Origin of the sequence: Streptomyces sp. JB150, assembly GCF_011193355.1 — a bacterium.
In the GTDB taxonomy this organism is placed as follows: domain Bacteria; phylum Actinomycetota; class Actinomycetes; order Streptomycetales; family Streptomycetaceae; genus Streptomyces.
In genome coordinates this window covers 6,024,299-6,040,846 of sequence record NZ_CP049780.1, presented here as the reverse complement: position 1 = coordinate 6,040,846, position 16,548 = coordinate 6,024,299, and the positions used below count along the sequence as shown (strand labels likewise).

The 16,548-nt window shown below is 75.3% G+C and carries 15 protein-coding genes; 7 read left to right on the top strand and 8 right to left on the bottom strand.

What is annotated here, in order from left to right:
• Nucleotides 1-415 precede the first annotated feature (415 nt).
• Complete coding sequence (locus tag G7Z13_RS27670) at nucleotides 416-2,056, bottom strand: carboxylesterase family protein (RefSeq protein ID WP_166002940.1); 1,641 nt, start codon at nucleotides 2,054-2,056, stop codon at nucleotides 416-418.
• A 326-nt stretch (nucleotides 2,057-2,382) separates the two neighbouring features.
• On the opposite strand from G7Z13_RS27670, the gene G7Z13_RS27665 reads away from it, so the two are divergent.
• Both G7Z13_RS27665 and G7Z13_RS27660 read left to right on the top strand, forming a co-directional pair.
• Nucleotides 2,383-3,396: a hydroxyacid dehydrogenase gene (locus tag G7Z13_RS27665; RefSeq protein ID WP_206313154.1), complete on the top strand. Its 1,014-nt coding sequence runs from the start codon at nucleotides 2,383-2,385 to the stop codon at nucleotides 3,394-3,396.
• A 220-nt stretch (nucleotides 3,397-3,616) separates the two neighbouring features.
• The gene (locus G7Z13_RS27660) at nucleotides 3,617-4,660 is read left to right on the top strand and encodes a LacI family DNA-binding transcriptional regulator (protein WP_166002939.1); all 1,044 of its coding nucleotides are present in this window, start codon (nucleotides 3,617-3,619) and stop codon (nucleotides 4,658-4,660) included.
• A 32-nt stretch (nucleotides 4,661-4,692) separates the two neighbouring features.
• On the opposite strand, the gene G7Z13_RS27655 is transcribed toward G7Z13_RS27660, so the two are convergent.
• A complete protein-coding gene (locus G7Z13_RS27655) occupies nucleotides 4,693-5,343 on the bottom strand; it encodes a ThuA domain-containing protein (RefSeq protein WP_166002938.1) in 651 nt (216 codons plus the stop codon).
• A 220-nt stretch (nucleotides 5,344-5,563) separates the two neighbouring features.
• A complete protein-coding gene (locus G7Z13_RS27650; protein ID WP_166002937.1) occupies nucleotides 5,564-6,178 on the bottom strand; it encodes a hypothetical protein in 615 nt (204 codons plus the stop codon).
• Nucleotides 6,179-6,240: 62 nt separating this feature from the next.
• On the opposite strand from G7Z13_RS27650, the gene G7Z13_RS27645 reads away from it, so the two are divergent.
• Nucleotides 6,241-6,873, top strand: coding sequence for a VOC family protein (locus G7Z13_RS27645; protein ID WP_166002936.1), 633 nt, complete (start codon nucleotides 6,241-6,243; stop codon nucleotides 6,871-6,873).
• 67 nt (nucleotides 6,874-6,940) lie between these two features.
• On the opposite strand, the gene G7Z13_RS27640 is transcribed toward G7Z13_RS27645, so the two are convergent.
• Nucleotides 6,941-7,162, bottom strand: coding sequence for a hypothetical protein (locus tag G7Z13_RS27640; protein WP_166002935.1), 222 nt, complete (start codon nucleotides 7,160-7,162; stop codon nucleotides 6,941-6,943).
• A 24-nt stretch (nucleotides 7,163-7,186) separates the two neighbouring features.
• Complete coding sequence (locus tag G7Z13_RS27635) at nucleotides 7,187-7,648, bottom strand: hypothetical protein (RefSeq protein ID WP_166002934.1); 462 nt, start codon at nucleotides 7,646-7,648, stop codon at nucleotides 7,187-7,189.
• Nucleotides 7,649-8,804: 1,156 nt separating this feature from the next.
• On the opposite strand from G7Z13_RS27635, the gene G7Z13_RS27630 reads away from it, so the two are divergent.
• The gene (locus tag G7Z13_RS27630) at nucleotides 8,805-9,206 is read left to right on the top strand and encodes a VOC family protein (RefSeq protein WP_166002933.1); all 402 of its coding nucleotides are present in this window, start codon (nucleotides 8,805-8,807) and stop codon (nucleotides 9,204-9,206) included.
• Here the strand turns inward: G7Z13_RS27630 and G7Z13_RS27625 are convergent.
• Both G7Z13_RS27625 and G7Z13_RS27620 read right to left on the bottom strand, forming a co-directional pair.
• Nucleotides 9,192-9,875: a helix-turn-helix domain-containing protein gene (locus G7Z13_RS27625; protein ID WP_166002932.1), complete on the bottom strand. Its 684-nt coding sequence runs from the start codon at nucleotides 9,873-9,875 to the stop codon at nucleotides 9,192-9,194. The genes G7Z13_RS27630 and G7Z13_RS27625 overlap by 15 nt on opposite strands.
• 9 nt (nucleotides 9,876-9,884) lie before the next feature.
• Complete coding sequence (locus tag G7Z13_RS27620) at nucleotides 9,885-10,862, bottom strand: AraC family transcriptional regulator (protein ID WP_166002931.1); 978 nt, start codon at nucleotides 10,860-10,862, stop codon at nucleotides 9,885-9,887.
• Between the two features lie 218 nt (nucleotides 10,863-11,080).
• Here G7Z13_RS27620 and G7Z13_RS27615 point away from each other — a divergent pair, with 218 nt between their 5' ends.
• Entirely contained in the window at nucleotides 11,081-11,899 is an 819-nt protein-coding gene (locus G7Z13_RS27615; protein WP_240926539.1) for an NmrA family NAD(P)-binding protein, read from the top strand.
• A gap of 22 nt (nucleotides 11,900-11,921) precedes the next feature.
• Here G7Z13_RS27615 and G7Z13_RS27610 read toward each other — a convergent pair whose 3' ends face one another.
• Nucleotides 11,922-13,061 carry a YihY/virulence factor BrkB family protein gene (locus tag G7Z13_RS27610; RefSeq protein ID WP_166002929.1) on the bottom strand — a complete coding sequence of 380 codons (1,140 nt, stop codon included), beginning with the start codon at nucleotides 13,059-13,061 and terminating at the stop codon, nucleotides 11,922-11,924.
• A 203-nt stretch (nucleotides 13,062-13,264) separates the two neighbouring features.
• Here G7Z13_RS27610 and G7Z13_RS27605 point away from each other — a divergent pair, with 203 nt between their 5' ends.
• Nucleotides 13,265-14,911, top strand: coding sequence for an acyl-CoA dehydrogenase family protein (locus G7Z13_RS27605; RefSeq protein ID WP_166002928.1), 1,647 nt, complete (start codon nucleotides 13,265-13,267; stop codon nucleotides 14,909-14,911).
• Between the two features lie 293 nt (nucleotides 14,912-15,204).
• Nucleotides 15,205-16,500 (top strand): GAF domain-containing protein, encoded by a 1,296-nt coding sequence (locus tag G7Z13_RS27600; RefSeq protein WP_166002927.1) that lies wholly within the window; start codon nucleotides 15,205-15,207, stop codon nucleotides 16,498-16,500.
• Nucleotides 16,501-16,548: the final 48 nt, after the last annotated feature.

The following is a 16,548-nucleotide window of genomic DNA, read 5'->3' as shown; positions in this document are numbered from 1 at the left end:
GGGCAGGGCAGGCGGGGCAGGCACCGGGCGTACCGGCACGACGGCCCGACCGGTCGGGGGCGGGGGTGTATGGGGCACAGCGGGGTCGGGGGCGGGACCGTCCAGGGGGCACGGCAGCCCGGTCTGGGGCGGGGCGCCCCCGGCGCACGGCAGCCCGGTCAGGGGCGGGACGCCCCCGGCGCACGGCAGCCCGGTCAGGGGCGGGACGCCCACGGCGCACGGCAGCCCGGTCAGGGGCGGGACGCCCCCGGCGCACGGCAGCCCGGTCAGGGGCGGGACGCGGTTCGTGGCCGTCGCGGAGCGGGAGCCAGGGGGTCGCCGAGGCGGCGTCCGGCGGCCGGCCGGACAGGCCGGTGCGAGACCCGACTCGGCACCGAGCCCGCGAGCCCGTGACCCCGTGAGCTGACGGAACTGCTCACCGCCGCCGAGTAGGCCCGGAGCCGGGTGCCGGGTGATCAGTCCGGCGCGCGCCCGCGGAGCGGTGGAACCGCCGTACCGCCGAGCGCAGTTCCCCCCCGCGCGTGGGTGACGCGGGAGCCAGAGTCGGACCCGACGCGGGTGTGGACTCCCGGGCGAGGGCGTCGGCCGCGGCCCACAGCGCCAGCTCGGCGTCCCGCGGACCGAACGCCGTGTAGGGCGCGCGCAGCGCGGGGGAACCGTCCGCCCCCGGCTCGGTCGTCTCGCCGAAGACGCGCACCGGGTGGGCGGCGTCCCACGGCTCCCAGCCCGGGTCCCCGTCGGTGACGAACCGCACCCAGGTCCGGTGCATCCGCTCGGCCAGTTCCCGCGGGGCGCCCTGGCCGGCCAGCTTCGCCGACTCGGGCACGTCACCGCTGTCGAACACGAAGCCGAGCTCCAGCGCGTGGCAGGCGCCGAGGCCGGGCAGCCGGGAGGGCCAGGCGAACTCGTAGACGTACGACGTGCCGGGGCGGGCGTCCGCCAGGCGGTGCAACGGGCGGCGCAGCAGGTGGTCGGTGATCATCTGGCCGACGATCTCGGCGGTGCCGGCGCCGGGCCGCAGGGCACGGTAGCCGCGCGGCACCTCGTGGCCGGCGTGGCAGCGGGCCATGGCACCGGCGAGGGCGACCGCGCCGAGCCGGTCGACGCGCTCCAGCAGGCCGCCGGGGACCAGCCAGAGCCGGTACTCGTCACGGGTCCAGCCCATGAGCAGTTCGGCGCCGGCCGCGGCCTCCCCCTCGACCAGCGCTTCGAGCGGGTCGCGCGGGACGAGGTCGCCGTCGACGACGATCCCGAAGGCGGGTCCGCCGAGGACGGGGCCGCCGAGCCGGCCCACCTCGGCCTGGGTGCGCAGCAGCAGCTCGCGGTCGACGGCGGCGAAGGCCTCGGCGGTGGCGGGGATCCGCAGCCGGGCGGCCATCCGGCGCACCATGCGCCGTACCTTGTCCCGGTCGGCGGCCTCGGGCGCCCCGCTCTGCAGGACGGCCCGCCGGAACAGGCCCTGGGCCTGCGGCGCGGCGAGCAGGGCGCCGGTGCTGATGGCGCCGGCGGACTGCCCGGCCAGGGTGATCCGGTCCGGGTCGCCGCCGAAGGCCTCGATGGTCTCGCGCACCCAGCGCAGGGCGGCGAGCTGGTCGCGCAGACCGGCGTTGGCGGGGGCGTCCGGGAACAGTCCGTAGCCCTCGACGCCGAGCCGGTAGTTGACCGACACGCAGACGACGCCGTCCCGCGCGAAGGTGCGTCCGTCGTACACCGGCACGCCGGAGGAGCCCCTGGTCAGCGCGCCGCCGTGGAGCCAGACGAGCACCGGGAGGCGGGCTGCGGGGCCCGGCTCGGGCGTCCACACGTTGAGGTTGAGACAGTCGTCGCCGGGCACGACCGGGTCGGACAGGTACTGCGCGAAGGCCTCGGAGTACGGCGGTTTGGGCGGGGTGGGACCGAAGGCGAGGGCGTCCCGGATCCCCGGCCAGGGCTCGGGCGGGACCGGCGGCCGGAAGCGGCGGGGCCCGAAGGGGGGTGCCGCGTACGGGATGCCCCGGAACACGGCGACACCGTGCTCGTACCGGCCGCGTACGGCCCCGTACGGCGTGCGCACCACAGGGCCGGCCCGGTCCGCTGCCCGGTCCCCGGCTCCGCCGGCCGCCCGGCGTCCTGTCCCGTCTGCCGTCCGGCCTCCCGTCCCGTCTGCCGCCGCCATCCGCCACCAGCTCCTCGCGCGCTGACGCTCCGTTGACGTCAGAGCATCGCATCGAGGGGATCTATTCCGCGGAAGGACGACGCGGGGGCCGCACGGGCGGCGGAGTGGCCCGGACGAGGGCCGATTCCGGCGCGCTCGCCTGATTGCCCGCACCCGCCCCCGCACCTACGGTAGAAGGCGCTTTCACCGACCGCGTCTCTCCTCGTCCGGCACACGTCAGGAGCCCCATGCCCAGCGTCCGATTGCCCAGGGCCGTGTTCGCGATGGACCCGGTGCATCTCCCGCGGCTGTTCCCGGATCCGCTGATGGCCCGGCTGCGGCGGACGGCCGTACTCGACCCCGCGCTGGTCGTACGGGGCTTCGCCGATCCGGCGGCGGCCGGGGCGCTGGCCGGCGCGGACGTCCTGATCACCGGCTGGGGCTGCCCGCGCCTCGACGAGCGCGCCCTGGCCGCCGCCCCCGGGCTGCGGGCGGTGCTGCACGCTGCGGGCTCGGTGCGCTCGCTGGTGGGCGACGCCCTGTGGCGGCGCGGGGTGACCGTCTCCAGCGCGGTCACGGCCAACGCGCTGCCGGTGGCCGAGTACACGCTCGCGATGATCCTGCTGACCGGGAAGGACGCCTTCGGGCACCGCGAGCGCTACCGCGCCGGGCACACCTTCCCGTCGCCCGCCGATACCGCCGCCCTCGGCAACCTGGGCCGCCGCGTCGGTGTCGTCGGCGCCTCGCGGGTGGGCCGCCGGCTGCTGGAGCTGCTGCGGCCGTTCGACTTCGAGGTGCTGCTGTACGACCCGTACGTGGACGCCGCCGAGGCCGCCGCGCTGGGTGCGCGCCTGGTCTCGCTGGAGGAGCTGCTGCGCGGCAGCGACACCGTCACCCTGCACGCGCCGGACATCCCCGGCACCCGCCACATGCTGGACCGGGCCGCGCTCGCCCTGGTCCGGGACGGCGGCGTGCTGATCAACACCTCGCGGGGCGCCCTGGTCGACCAGGAAGCGCTCGTCGGGGAGCTGGCGTCGGGGCGGCTGAGCGCGGTCCTCGACGTGACCGACCCCGAGCCGCTGCCGCCCGGCTCGCCTCTCCACACGCTCCCCAACGTGTTCCTCACCCCGCACATCGCGGGCTCGCTCGGCAATGAGCTGGCGCGCCTCGGCGGGATCGTCGTGGAGGAGCTGGAGCGGCTGGCGCGGGGCCTGCCACCGGCCCACGAGGTACGGCACGCGGACCTGACCAGGGTCGCCTGACGGCCGCACCTCACGCCCGTAGCCCCTCACCCGGCACCCTCGCCCCACGTCGTTGCCAGAGTTCACGCGGGCGCACTCCGCCGATTCCCCTCTCTTCACGACTCCCCCGCACCCACCTAAGGTAGGAAGCGCTTTCTATACGGTCGTGGTCACGACCCCGCAGCCGCCTGCGGGTCGTGACGTTCGAGGGCCCTCGGGCGGGCCGGAGGGGTGGGTTCCGATGGGCCGAACGGCACGTTCGAGCACGACGGCCGGTCCGACGCTGGCGGTGGTGGCCCGGGAGGCGGGGGTGTCCGTGCCGACCGCGTCCAAGGTGGTCAACGGCCGCGAGGACGTGGCGCCCGAGACCCGCCGCCGGGTCACCGAGGCGCTGGTCCGGCTCGGCTACGTGCGCCGGCCGCGGTTCGACGCGGCGCGGACCCCGAGCATGGTGGACCTCGTCGTGCGCTCCCTGGCCAGCTCCTGGTCGGGGGCGGTGCTGCACGGCGTGGAGGAGGCGGCGCACGACGCCGGGCTGGACGTCGTCGTCTCGGCGGCGCTGCCCCGCATCCGGGCCGGGCGCCCCGAACGCGGCTGGCTGGACAAGCTGTCCGCGCGCGGCTCGGCCGGGGTGCTGTTCGACCTGCCCGAGCTGACCGAGGCGCAGTACGCCTGGCTGGAGCAGCACCGCATCCCGTTCGTGATGATCGACCCGCTGCTCGAACCGCCGCCCGGCGTGGTGTCGGTGGGCGCGGCGAACTGGCAGGGCGGGGTGATGGCGACCGAGCACCTGCTGTCCCTCGGCCATGAGCGGATCGCCGTGCTCGCCGGCCCCCGGCGCACGCTGTGCGGCGGGGCGCGGCTCGCGGGCTACCGGTCGGCGCTCGCCGCGGCGGGGCTGCCGCACCGGCCCGAGTACATCCGGCACACCGGGTCCGACGAGGCCGCCGCCCGGCGGCAGACGCGGGAACTGCTCGACCTGCCGCAGCCGCCGACCGCCGTCTTCGCCTGCTCGGACCGCATGGCCCTCGGTGTCTACGAGGCCCTGGCCGAACGGGGGTTGCGGGTGCCCGGCGACCTGAGCGTCGTCGGCTTCGACGACCTCCCCGAGGCCCGCTGGGCCTCCCCCGCCCTCACCACCGTCCGCCAGCCCGTCTCCGAGATGGCCGCCACCGCCCTGCGCCTCCTGGTCCGCCTGATGGACGGCGACCGCCCCGAGAGCACCCGCACGGAGCTGTCGACCCGTCTGATCGCGCGCGAGAGCACGGCGGCGCCACGGGACTGAGGCCCACCGGCGGGCCTCGTCCCGCCGCCGGATCACTCCGTCAGCCGGGCCGCCCAAGCGAGGCCGCCGCGCAGATGCTCCCGGAAGGCGGGGTCGGCGTACGCCTCGGCGGCGTGGCCGAGGGCGGTGTAGAAGACACGGCCGGCGCCCCGGTTGTGGCACCAGGCGAGGGGGTGGTCGGCGCCCATGCCGCCGCCCTCGTAGGAGGACTCGTCGGCGCTGACCAGGACGCGGACCGTGCCGCGGGGGTTGGTGCGGAAGTCGTACCACTCGTCGGTGAACTCCCATACGGCGGGCAGGTGCCGGGTGGCCGGATGGGCGCGGTCCTCCACGAGGGCCCTGCCGGGCTGGAAGGCGGGGTGCCGGTCGAAACGGGCGCCCAGCAGCCGCTCGTAGTAGGGCCACTCGTACTCCGTGCAGGCGGCGGCGTGGACGCCCGCGAACCCGCCGCCCGCCTCCACATACTCCGCCAGCCGCTCCCGCCCGGCCGGCGTCAGCACCTCGCCGCTGGTGGAGAGGAAGACGACGGCGGCGTATCCGGCCAACGGCGCCTCCAGGGCCACCGGGTCCTCGGTGTGGTCGACGTCGTAGGCACCGAGCGCGCGGACGGCCGCGACGGCGGCGGGGATGGAGTCGTGGCGGTAGTCGGTGGTGCGGGTGAAGACGAGCAGTCTGGGGGCCATGCGCACGACCTTAAGCGGAGGGGGGCACGGCCTCGGAGGGAGTGGACGTCCGCGAGATCCCCGGCGCACACGGCGCGCTGGCTGCGCTCAACGCGCCCGGCGCGTGCGGCGTGTGCGGCGTGCCGGAGGGCTCGGCGGCTTGGCGCCCTCGGCCGCGCTCCCGCACTACCGCCCTACCCCCGCCCCCGCCCCCGCCCCCGGACAGATGTCCCCGCCCGGCTCAGCCGCCCGCGTCCACGTCGTTGTCCGGCGCCCCGTCGCCCTCCGGAGGCAGGTCGCCGCGCTCCACCGGCGGCTCGGCGCCGCCCTGACCCTCCGGCAGCAGGGCGTCGAGTTCGTCCGCGGTGGGGTGATGGGCACCGAGGGCGGCCTCGCGCAGCACGTCGCGGCCGACCTCGGGGCCGGCGCCGACCCGGACGACGTGACCGCCCTTCGGGACGGCGTACTCACGCTGGTCACCGGAGCTGCGGTACCAGGCCTCGCCGTCCTTCCGGCATGTGGTCCGCCCGCCGGAGACGTCACCGGCCGGCAGCTGCGGGCAGGTGGCCGCGGTCATCTCGCCCCGGTCGACGCGCAGATGGATCTGGCCGCCGGTGGCTCGGGAGACGTAGACCGCCGAGTAACCGTCGCCGCCGTACACGCCGACGGACTGCCGGGTTACGGTGAAGCCGTCGGCCTCGATGGCGTAGACGTGCTCGGGCGCGATCCCCATCGCGCGGGCGCGGGAGGCGACGTCGTCCGGGTCGGCGGCGCGGCGCTCGTCGCCGCAGCCGGTCAGGAGCAGTGCGGGCAGCAGTAAGGAGGCGTACGGCAGGGCACGCGGCAGACGGGTCATGCCCTCATCTTTCCGCACAGGTGTCCCACGACCGGGTGGGGGCCGGCGTACTCTCGGCGGCGATGGACACGATCCCGGCACATCTGGACCACCTCGTGCTCGCCACCCCCGATCTCGCGGCGACGGTGGCCGACTTCACCCGGCGGACCGGGGTCGCACCGGCCGCCGGAGGTACCCACGCCGGCCTCGGCACCCGCAACCATCTGGTCGGCCTGGGCGGCGGCGCCTATCTGGAGATCATCGGCCCCGACCCGGAGCAGTCCGCTCCGTCCGGCCCCCGCCCGTTCGCGGTGGACGCGCTCACCGGCCCGCGCACGGTCACCTGGGCGCTGCGCACCACCGACCTGGACGCGGCCGTCACCACCGCCCGCGCCCGCGGCTACGACCCTGGCCCCGCCCACGCGATGAGCCGCCGCACCCCCGACGGCACCCTCCTCGCCTGGCGGCTGACGGACGGCGTCACCGCGCACCCCTCGGGCCTGGTGCCGTTCCTCATCGACTGGGGCACCTCCCGCCACCCCACCGCCGGCGGACTGCCCGTCACTCCCCTGCTGCACCTGTCGGCGACGGCCCCCGCCCCCGACGAGATCCGCCCGCTCCTCGCCGCACTGGACACCGGACTGACCATCACCGAGGGCGACGTCGGTCTCCACTTCACCATCGACACCCCGCGCGGACCCGTCACCTTCGACTGACGGCGCGGGCCGCCGCCTCCGACCCAGGGGTCCGATGCCACTGCCTGCCGCGGGCCTGACCCATCGGTCACCGCTCGCCGTGTTCCGCGCGCCAGCGCCCGGCCTCGGCCAGCGCCGCCTCCAGCGACAGGCCCGCCACGAGTTTCAGCGGGACGTCCCCGAGCGGGCACTCGGGATAGTGGTCGGGCGGGCGAGGCCGACGAACGCCGGTCAGGGGATAAGCGGCGTCACACGCGGGGCACTGCCGAGCGGGCGCGCCCTTGCTGCCGAAGTCGTAGTAACCGCTCATCGCTGCTCCTCACCGCCGCCTGGTTCAGCTCTCATCACTGTGGCGTATGCGCAGGACCGCCCACGCGTCCACCACGCCACGTACCAGACGGGCCGTCCAGGACAGGACCGCCAGCCCGCAGAACGCGGCCACGGTTCCGGCGGCGAGCCAGCGCCACACCGGTGTGGCCGTGCCGTGGGGCGGGACCAGGGCCAGTCCGCTCCCGACGGCCAGGCACAGGACGCCCAGGTTGTACAGGAGGTTGGCGCGCGTGCTGCGGCTGCGCCACAGGTCGAAGTCGGCGCGCTGGTCGCTGATCAGCCGCTCCCGTCGTGATTCCGTCATCTCCGACAGCGGCCCCCACCACTGTTCGACATCTCCGCGTGAGTACAGGTGCCCGCGCGCGAGTACGCCTCCGTGGACAGCGCTGATCAGGAACAGCGCGCCCAGGGTCAGGGCGAACAGCGCAGGATCCGGCCAGCGGAACTTGTCCGCGTCGGCCGCCACCACTCATCAGCAGCGCGATGTTGGCCGCGCCGAGCAGCGGCGCCGCGACCGTGAGCTGCCCCTCCAGCGAGACGGCCAGGCCGAGGGGGATGGGCTTGCGCCATGAAGGCCGTACCGCCATTCAGTCCTCCCCCTCGGGTGGTGCCGCCGGCATGCTCCTGCGGATCTCGGCCAGCGCACGGGCGGCGACCTCGCTGGGTGGAGGGGCGTCCCGCCCGCGGTCCATGCCCATCTTCCGCTCGTGCACGCGCAGGCGAGCCAGCTCGGCCTCGGCCGTCCCAAAGTCCGAGTCAGCATGATGTTGCTCGGTTCCAGGTCTCGGTGCACGATCCCCGTGGCGTCTTCCAAGGGCACGCCGTGGCGTACGCGAGCCCGTCCAGCACGCCCAGGATCCGCCGCCGGTGGGGCGTGGATCAGTTTGACCGCCCGTGGCTCCCCGTTGCGCTCGTCCACGGCGGCGTACACCGTGGCCCTGGCGTCGCGTCCCAGTTCGGCTCCGAGCCGCCACCGGTCGAGCAGTCGCGGTCCCAAGGTCACCCCCCCCTGCCAGGCGTTGGTGGCGCTGTATCGCTGTATCGCTCAGGCGACCCGCGATCCGGGTGTCGAGCGCGTCGGACCGGCGTCCGAGCCGACCTGGAGACTAGAACCGGACGCCGGGCAAACCAAGAGGCGCGCACCGCCGCCGGGCGCGAACGAGAGCACGGCCTCACCCGAGTGCGCCGTACGGCGTTCCGCGCGCCAGGTCCGATGTCCGATCCCGGTGACCGATCCGGATGACCACCAGAGGACGACCGGATGACCCGGCTCTCCCGTCCGCGCCCACGACCCCCGTCTCCCCGGCGTCTGTCCGCGCTTGGACAGCACCGCGCCCCTGGGGTATAGTCGATCTTGCCCGGCCGCCGGAGAACACCGGTCACCGGTCAGGCGTTGGTGGTCCAAGGAAAGACGCCCCGCTTCCTGCGGGGAGATGCAGGTGCAAGGCCTGCCCGGCGCTCCGAGAAGAGCCCCTGTTCCTCCGTTCGGAGGGACGGGGGCTCTTGGCGTTCGACCGTGTCGCGCGAGGTTGCCGGTTTGCGGCTGGCGGGTGGCGGATGGCGGGTGGCGGGTGTCCGATTCCTTCAATACGCGGCGCCACCGCCCCGCCTACGGTGGCCGCATGAGTCCACGTTTCGATGCCATCGGTCTGGTCGTCTCCGACATGGCCGCCTCCGTCGCCTTCTACCGCCGCCTGGGCTTCGCGTTCCCCGAGGGAGCCGAGAAGCTGCCGCACGCGGAGGCCGAACTGCCCGGCGGGCTGCGGCTGATGCTGGACGTCGAGGAGACCGTGAAGTCCTTCCACCCCGGCTGGCAGCCGCCGTCCGGGACCGCCTCCCGGGCGTCGCTGGCGCTGCGCTGCGACAGTCCCGCCGAGGTCGACGCGGTGTACGAGGAGCTGGTCGACGCCGGTCACCACGGCGAGCTGAAGCCGTGGGACGCCGTGTGGGGGCAGCGGTACGCCGTCGTGCACGACCCGGACGGCAACGGCGTCGACCTGTTCGCGCCGCTACCGGCCCAGTAGCCGTCCGAGCGGGAGACCCGTCAGCTCCTTGACGTCCCGCGCCAGGTGGGCCTGGTCCGCGAAGCCCGCCCGGGCCGCCGTCTGCGCGTACGGCAGACCGGCCCGGGCCAGCGCCAGGGCCCGCTGGAGGCGCAGCACGCGGGCCAGCGTCTTGGGGCCGTAGCCGAACGCGGCGAGCGAGCGGCGGTGCAGGGTGCGGGCGCCGAGGCCCAGCTCGTCGGCGGTGGCGGCGACCGGGCGGCCCGCGGCCAGGGCCGCGACCAGGCGGCGCAGCAGCGGGTCGGGCCGTTCCGCGGTGGCGGCGAGCCGCGCGGCCGCCGCCTCCAGGCCGCTCATCGGGTCGGACGCCGCCTCGACCAGGGCGCGCAGCCGCCGTACCTGTGTGGCCGGGCGCAGCTCGGCCAGGTCGACCCTGCGGTCGCGCAGCTCGTGCGCGGGGACGCCGAGCAGGGCGGGGGCGACACCGGGCGGGAAGCGGACGCCGGCCCAGGGCACGGGCGGGCCGTCGGGGACGTACGCGCGGGTGTCGGGTCCGGCGACCGACAGCCGGCCCTCGCTCCACAGCAGGTCCATGCAGCCGTCCGGCAGCACCCGCCCGAGCCCGGTCCCGGCCGGGGCGTTCGTCCACACCGTCGCCTCGACCAGCGACGACACCCGTTCCGTGTACACGCGGCCAGCTTACGCGCGCCCCTGTGCGCGCCCTGGTGCGCGCTCCTGCCCCGCCCGGGTCCGCGCCCGGTGCTCCTGCGGGCTCACCCCGTACACCCGTTTGAACGCGCTGGACAGGGCGAAGGCGCTGCCGTAGCCGACGTGGCGGGCGATGGCCTCCAGGGTGTCGTCGGTCTCCCGCAGCCGGTCCGCGGCGAGGGCCAGCCGCCGGCCGGTGAGGTGGCTCATCGGGGGTTCGCCGACCAGCTCGGTGAAGCGGCGGGCCAGCCCGGCGCGGGACACCCCGCACTTGGCGGCGAGCGCGGCCACCGTCCACGGGTGCGCCGGGTCGTCCTGCAGCAGCCGCAGCGCCCGGCCGACCACCGGGTCCCCCAGCGCCCGGTACCAGCCGGGCGGCTCCGCCTCCGGGCGGGCGAACCAGGCCCGCAGCGCGGCGATCACCAGCAGGTCGAGCAGCCGGTCGAGGACGACCTCCTGGCCCGGCGCGTCGCGGGTGATCTCCTCGGCGAGCAGCGGGGTGAGCGGGCAGTCCCAGACACCGGCGGTGAGGGTGATCAGCGGGGGCAGCGTGTCCAGCAGGCCGGCGCCGATCTCGCCGGGCCACTGGTAGGTGCCGATCAGCAGCACGGCGCTGCCGTCGGCCCGGTCGCCCCAGGTGCGCACGCCCAGGTCCATGGAGCCGTTCAGCGGGCGGCCGTCGGGGTAGCGGCACCGGCCGCCCGGCAGGATCAGCGCCTGCGGGGCGGTGCCGGGGTCGTCGGCGCAGGTGTACGGGTCGGGGCCGCGGGCGATGGCCAGGTCACCGGCGGTCAGCCGCACCGGTTCGCCCGTCTCCGGGGTGATCCAGGCGTCGCCGCGGGCCAGCACCATCACCGTCAGCGGCGCCCGGTCCGCCACCCGTACCGCCCACGGCGGGTCGAAGCAGGCCCGGATCATGAAGGCGCCGCGGGCGCGGGGACCCGCGAGCAGGGCTGCGAGGGCGTCCATGCGGTCAGCGTAGACGCGCGCTTATGGGGATGAGCCGTTCGGCGATGGGACCGGACGGACGGCGGCGGTTGACTGGCGGCATGACAGCGAACAGCGCGACCCGGACGACGAACACGATGGATTCGACGGACGCGACGAAGACCACGGAGACGACAGACACGGCGAACCCGGCGCACCCGAACGACGCGTTGATCACGGTCGGGAAGCGGTCCGAGGGGATGACCCTCGTGGTGACGGGTGCGACCGGCCGCAGCGGGCGCCGGGTCGCCGAGGCGGCGCGGGCGGCCGGGCTGACCGTACGGCCCGCCTCGCGCGCCCACGGCTTCGACTGGGACCGTCCCGCCGGCTGGGCGGACGTGCTGCGGGGCGCGGACGCCGCGTACCTGGCGCACCCGGCGGACGTGGGCGCCCCGGCGGCCGCCGGGGCGGTCGGGCGGCTGGCGCGGGAGGCGGTCGCGCTCGGGGTGCGGCGGTTGGTGCTGCTGTCGGCGCGCGGCGAGGACCAGGCCAGGGCCACCGAGGAGGCGCTGCGCGTGCCGGGTGCGCGGTGGACGGTCGTACGGGCCGCGTGGTTCGCGCAGAACTTCAGCGAGGGGCCGCTGGCGGACGAGCTGCGGCAGGGCGGGGAGCTGGTGTTTCCCGGGGGCGAGGTGGCGGAGCCCTTCGTGGACCTGCAGGACGTCGCGGACGTGGTGGTGGCCGCGCTGACGGACGGCGACCGGTACGCGGGGCGGGTGCTGGAGGTGTCCGGGCCGCGGCTGCTGACGTTCGGGGAGGCGGTGGCGGAGGTCGCGCGGGCGACCGGGCGGGAGCTGGCGTACCGGCCGGTGGCGGCGCGGGCGTACGGCGAGCGACTGGCCGCGTTCGGACACCCGCCCGAGGAGGTCGCGTATCTCGTCGACCTCTTCGCGTCCCTGCTGGACGGCAGGAACGCGCACCTCTCGGGCGGGGTGCGCGAGGTGCTGGGCCGCGAGCCGCGCGACTTCGCGGCGTACGCGGCGCGGGCCGCGGCGGCGGGCGCCTGGGCGGCGGACTGACCGGCCGCCCCCGTCCGCCGCCTCAGTCCTGCGGCGGGTGATCGCCCTTCGGCGCGCTCTTGGCGTGGGCGCGCAGGCGGGCCGTGACGTCCTCCGGCGGCAGGAAGCGGGACCAGCGTTCCGGGAACTCGGAGGGCATGTCGGGGTCGTCGGGGTCGGCCTCGCGGGCGGCCGCGGCGGCGCGGGCGACGTACTCGGCGACCTGCGCCTCGCGCATCCGCTCGTTGGCCTCGCGGGCCGCGGCGGTAGCGGCGGCCGGCCAGACGCGGTCGATGGCGGCGTTCATGGCGGCGCCGACGAGGACCGCGAAGGCGGACACGCCGATCCACAGCAGGACGGCGACGGCGGCGGCCAGCGAGCCGTAGATCGTCGCGCCCTCGATGGTGCTGGTGAGGTAGATGCGCAGCAGGAAGCTGCCGAGGACCCACATGCCGAGGGCGACCAGGGCACCGGGCACGTCCTCGATCCACGGGGAGCGGACGGGCACGGACACGTGGTAGAGCGTCGTCAGGAAGACGATGGACAGGACGATCACCACGGGCCAGTACAGGACCTGGACGACCGTCGTCGACCAGGGCAGGATGCGCACGACCGCGTCCGGTCCGGCCACCATCAGCGGCAGCGCGACCGAGCCGATCAGCAGGGCCACGATGAACAGCAGGAACGCCATCAGCCGGGTCTTGACGATGCCGCGCACCCCGTCGAGGCCGTACATGACGGTGATGGTGTCGATGAAGACGTTCACCGCGCGCGAGCCCGACCACAGGGCGAACAGGAACCCTATCGAGATGACGTCGGGCCGGCCGCCGTTCATCACGTCGTCCAGGATCGGCTGGGCGATCTCGGTGACGCCCTTGTCGGACAGGACGGTCCGGGAGGCCTCCAGGAGGTTGGTCTCCAGGCTGCTGATGGTGTCGGTGCCGGTCCAGTCGTCGACGTAGCCGAGCAGGCCGATCATGCTGAGCAGCAGCGGCGGCACGGACAGCAGCGTGAAGAACGCGGCCTCGGCGGCGAGCCCGAGGATGCGGTACTCGATGCAGGAGTTGACGGTGTCCTTGAGCAACAGCCAGGCGGTCCTGCGCTTGGAGACGTTCCGGTAGAGGGCACGCGCACGGTGGAGACGGCCGGGGGGCCGCTGGGGGATGTCACTTGCTGGCTGCACGACCCAACGGTATCCGCCGTGCGAGGTCACGCTCACCATGGTCCTGCGGACGGCCCGGCGGGCGCGCCCCCGGCGGCCGCCCCCGCACCTTCGGGTGGGCGGCCCGCACCCCCGGGGCGGCCGGTCGCGGCCGGGAGGGGCGCCGGGCGGCCGCCGCCGGTCCACGGGTGACCAGGGGCGTACCGCGGGGTAGGTTCCCAGTCATGGCGCGCAGCACCCACACCGTGACCAATCAGCCCCCGCCGCTGGCCGGCTACGACGTCTACGCGGCCGACCGGGCGCTCGTGGCGGCCGTCGAGCGGCATCTCGGCCGGCTCGATCCGCGGCTGCTCGACGAAGCGCGCGCGGAGCTGTCGGGGCTCGGCCGGACCTCCGGGTCGGCACAGGTGCAGGAGTGGGGGGTGCTGGCGAACGAGCATCCGCCCCGGCTGCGCACCCACGACCGCTACGGCAACCGGATCGACGAGGTGGAGTTCCACCCGGCGTGGCACCGGCTGCTCGGCAAGGGTGTCTCGGCCGGGCTGACCGCGGCCTGGAACCGGCCCGGCGGGCATGTGCGGCGGGCGGCGGCCTTCCTGGTGTGGACACAGGTCGAGGCGGGCAACTGCTGTCCGCTGTCGATGACCCACGCGGCGGTGCCCGCGCTGCGCGCCGACCCGGAGCTGGCCGCCGAGTGGGAGCCGCGGCTGACGTCCACGGTGTACGACCGTGATCTGCGGCCCGCGGCGCGCAAGGCGGGCGCGCTGTTCGGCATGGGGATGACCGAGAAGCAGGGCGGCAGCGACGTCCGCGCGAACACGACGGCGGCGACGCCGCTGGCCGAGGCCGGGACGTACGAGCTGACCGGGCACAAGTGGTTCTGCTCGGCGCCCATGTCCGACGGGTTCCTGGTGCTCGCGCAGGCCCCGGACGGGCTGACGTGCTTCCTGGTGCCGCGCGTGCTGGACGACGGCAGCCGCAACGTGTTCCGCGTCCAGCGGCTGAAGGACAAGCTGGGCAACCGGTCGAACGCCTCCGCGGAGGTCGAGTTCGACGGGACGTGGGCGCGCCGGGTCGGCGAGGAGGGCCGCGGGGTGCGGACCATCATCGAGATGGTCGCGGCGACCCGCCTGGACTGTGTGCTCGGCTCGGCGGGGCTGATGCGGCAGGCCGTCGCACAGGCGGTCCACCACTGCGCGCACCGCGAGGCGTTCGGCGGGAAGCTCGTCGACAAGCCGCTGATGCGCAACGTGCTGGCCGATCTCGCGCTGGAGTCGGAGGCGGCGACGACGCTGGCGCTGCGGCTGGCGGCGGCCTGGGACGACGGCGGCGAGCAGGAACGTGCCTTCCTGCGGCTCGCGGTGCCCGCCGCGAAGTACTGGGTGACCAAGCGCTGCCCGGCGGTGGCGGTGGAGGCCGCCGAGTGCCTGGGCGGCAACGGGTACGTCGAGGAGTCCGGGCTGCCCCGGCTGGTGCGCGAGTCGCCGCTGAACTCGATCTGGGAGGGCGCGGGCAACATCCAGGCGCTGGACGTGCTGCGGGCGCTGCGGCGGGAGCCGGACGCGCTGAACGCCACGCTGACGGAGATCGGCCTGGCGCGCGGCGCCGATCACCGGCTGGACGGGGCGATCAAGAACCTGCTGACGGAACTCGCCGATCTGGAGGGCGTGGAGGCGCGCGCCCGGCGCGTGGTGGAGCGGCTCGCGCTGGTGCTGCAGGGGTCGCTGCTGGTGCGGTTCGCGCCGCCGGAGGTCGCGGACGCGTTCTGCGCTTCGCGGCTGGGCGGGGACTGGGGCGCGTCCTTCGGGACGCTGCCGCACACCCTGGATCTGGCGTCGGTGGTGGAGCGGGCGCGCCCCGTCGTCCCCTGAGCAGGCCGGACACGTCGACAGGGGTGGTGCTGCGCCGACACGGCACCACCCCTGCCTGCTGGCCCGTTGAGGCCACGAGCGCCGCACGGGCGACGTCGCTCAAGTTTCAATCAACGTATACGGGTTCACCAGGGTTGCAAGGGGTTGCAACTTATAAGGGCTCGGTGACCGGACTGTGCCCCTCCGTCCCCCGGCGAACGGCAGTATGGGACCTCCATCACCATGCGACCGGAAACCGTCGGCCGGAGGGCTTGACACCGGTTGCCCGAGAGGCAATTCCCCGGAGGACAACTGTGGCGAACTCGCCGTTGCACATGACGCGACTCGCCGCCACCGACGCCGCCCGCGCGGCGCGGGTGCTCAGCGAGGTGCGCGACGCCACCCTTTCCGGACAACGCGCGCCCTTCACTCCCCGACCGGTCATCGAGGAGTCCTGGGGGCGCATGCTGCGCAGCGGCGTGGATCCCGAGCACGATTTCCGGTCGCGTCTGCTCACCGCGGAGGAGGTCCGGCGCCGGCGCGAGGAGTCACCACTGCGGCATGTGATGCCGGTGTTGCGTGAGGGACTGGTGACGGTGGCCGACGCCGCCCACCACATCATGGTGGTCGCCGACGCGGACGGCCGGGTGCTGTGGCGGGAGGGCAGCGCGGCGGTGCTGCGCAAGGCGGACGCGCTGGGGTTCCTGCTGGGCGCCGACTGGCGGGAGACCACGGTCGGCACCAACGGGGTGGGCACCCCCGCGGTCGTCCGGCGGCCCGTGCAGGTCTTCGCCGCCGAGCACTTCGTACGGTCGCACGCCACCTGGACGTGCGCCGGCGCGCCGATCACCGACCCGCGCGACGGGCGGCTGATCGGCGTGGTGGACGTCAGCGGCCCGCTGGAGACCATGCACCCGGCCACCCTCGCCTGGGTGGACTCGGTGGCCAAGCTCGCCGAGGCCCGGCTGCGCGAGCTGCATCTGACGACCCTGGAACGGCTGCGCGCGGTGGCCGCGCCGGCGCTGTCCCGGCTCGCCGGGCGGGCGCTGGTGGTGGACCGGGACGGCTGGACCGCGGCGGTGACGGGAATGCCGTACACCAACCGGATCACGCTGCCCAAGACGCTGACGGCGGGCCGCCGTTGGCTGCCGGGCCTCGGGGCGTGCACGGTCGAGCCGCTGGCCGGGGGGTGGCTGGTGCGGCTCGGCGAGGACGGGCCGCCGCCCCGCGGCGGCACCACCCGCGTCGTGCTGAACCTGGCGCAGTCGCGCCGCTGGACGGTGACCGTCTCCGGCAGCCTGGGCGCGTGGACGCACGAACTGAGCCCCCGGCACGCGGAGTTGCTGTATCTGCTGGCCGTGCGCCGCTCGGGGCGCAGCGCGGCGGGGCTGGCCGAGGACATGTTCGGCGACGCCGCGCGCACGGTGACGGTGCGCGCCGAGCTGTCGCGGGTGCGGCGCTACCTCGGGGGACTGCTGGAGCACCGGCCGTATCGTTTCGCTGAGGACGTCGACGTGACCGTGGTGCCGCCCGCCGATCCGCGCGACCTGCTGCCCCACTCGACGGCCCCGGCGGTGATCCGAGCCCGGCAGGCGGCCGCGGTGCCCTGAAGCGCCGTACCCGTCGCGACGGCGTACTCGCCGACCGGCTTCGGCCAC

What these genes read in the sequence shown, in the direction of transcription:
- G7Z13_RS27655 (WP_166002938.1), bottom strand. Translation starts at nt 5,343, where the DNA reads ATGGCCCCCAGACTGCTCGTCTTCACCCGCACCACCGACTACCGCCAC.
- G7Z13_RS27620 (WP_166002931.1), bottom strand. Translation starts at nt 10,862, where the DNA reads ATGGACGCCCTCGCAGCCCTGCTCGCGGGTCCCCGCGCCCGCGGCGCC.
- G7Z13_RS27650 (WP_166002937.1), bottom strand. Translation starts at nt 6,178, where the DNA reads ATGACCCGTCTGCCGCGTGCCCTGCCGTACGCCTCCTTACTGCTGCCC.
- G7Z13_RS27645 (WP_166002936.1), top strand. Translation starts at nt 6,241, where the DNA reads ATGGACACGATCCCGGCACATCTGGACCACCTCGTGCTCGCCACCCCC.
- G7Z13_RS27665 (WP_206313154.1), top strand. Translation starts at nt 2,383, where the DNA reads ATGCCCAGCGTCCGATTGCCCAGGGCCGTGTTCGCGATGGACCCGGTG.
- G7Z13_RS27615 (WP_240926539.1), top strand. Translation starts at nt 11,081, where the DNA reads ATGACCCTCGTGGTGACGGGTGCGACCGGCCGCAGCGGGCGCCGGGTC.
- G7Z13_RS27605 (WP_166002928.1), top strand. Translation starts at nt 13,265, where the DNA reads ATGGCGCGCAGCACCCACACCGTGACCAATCAGCCCCCGCCGCTGGCC.
- G7Z13_RS27660 (WP_166002939.1), top strand. Translation starts at nt 3,617, where the DNA reads ATGGGCCGAACGGCACGTTCGAGCACGACGGCCGGTCCGACGCTGGCG.
- G7Z13_RS27640 (WP_166002935.1), bottom strand. Translation starts at nt 7,162, where the DNA reads ATGAGCGGTTACTACGACTTCGGCAGCAAGGGCGCGCCCGCTCGGCAG.
- G7Z13_RS27630 (WP_166002933.1), top strand. Translation starts at nt 8,805, where the DNA reads ATGAGTCCACGTTTCGATGCCATCGGTCTGGTCGTCTCCGACATGGCC.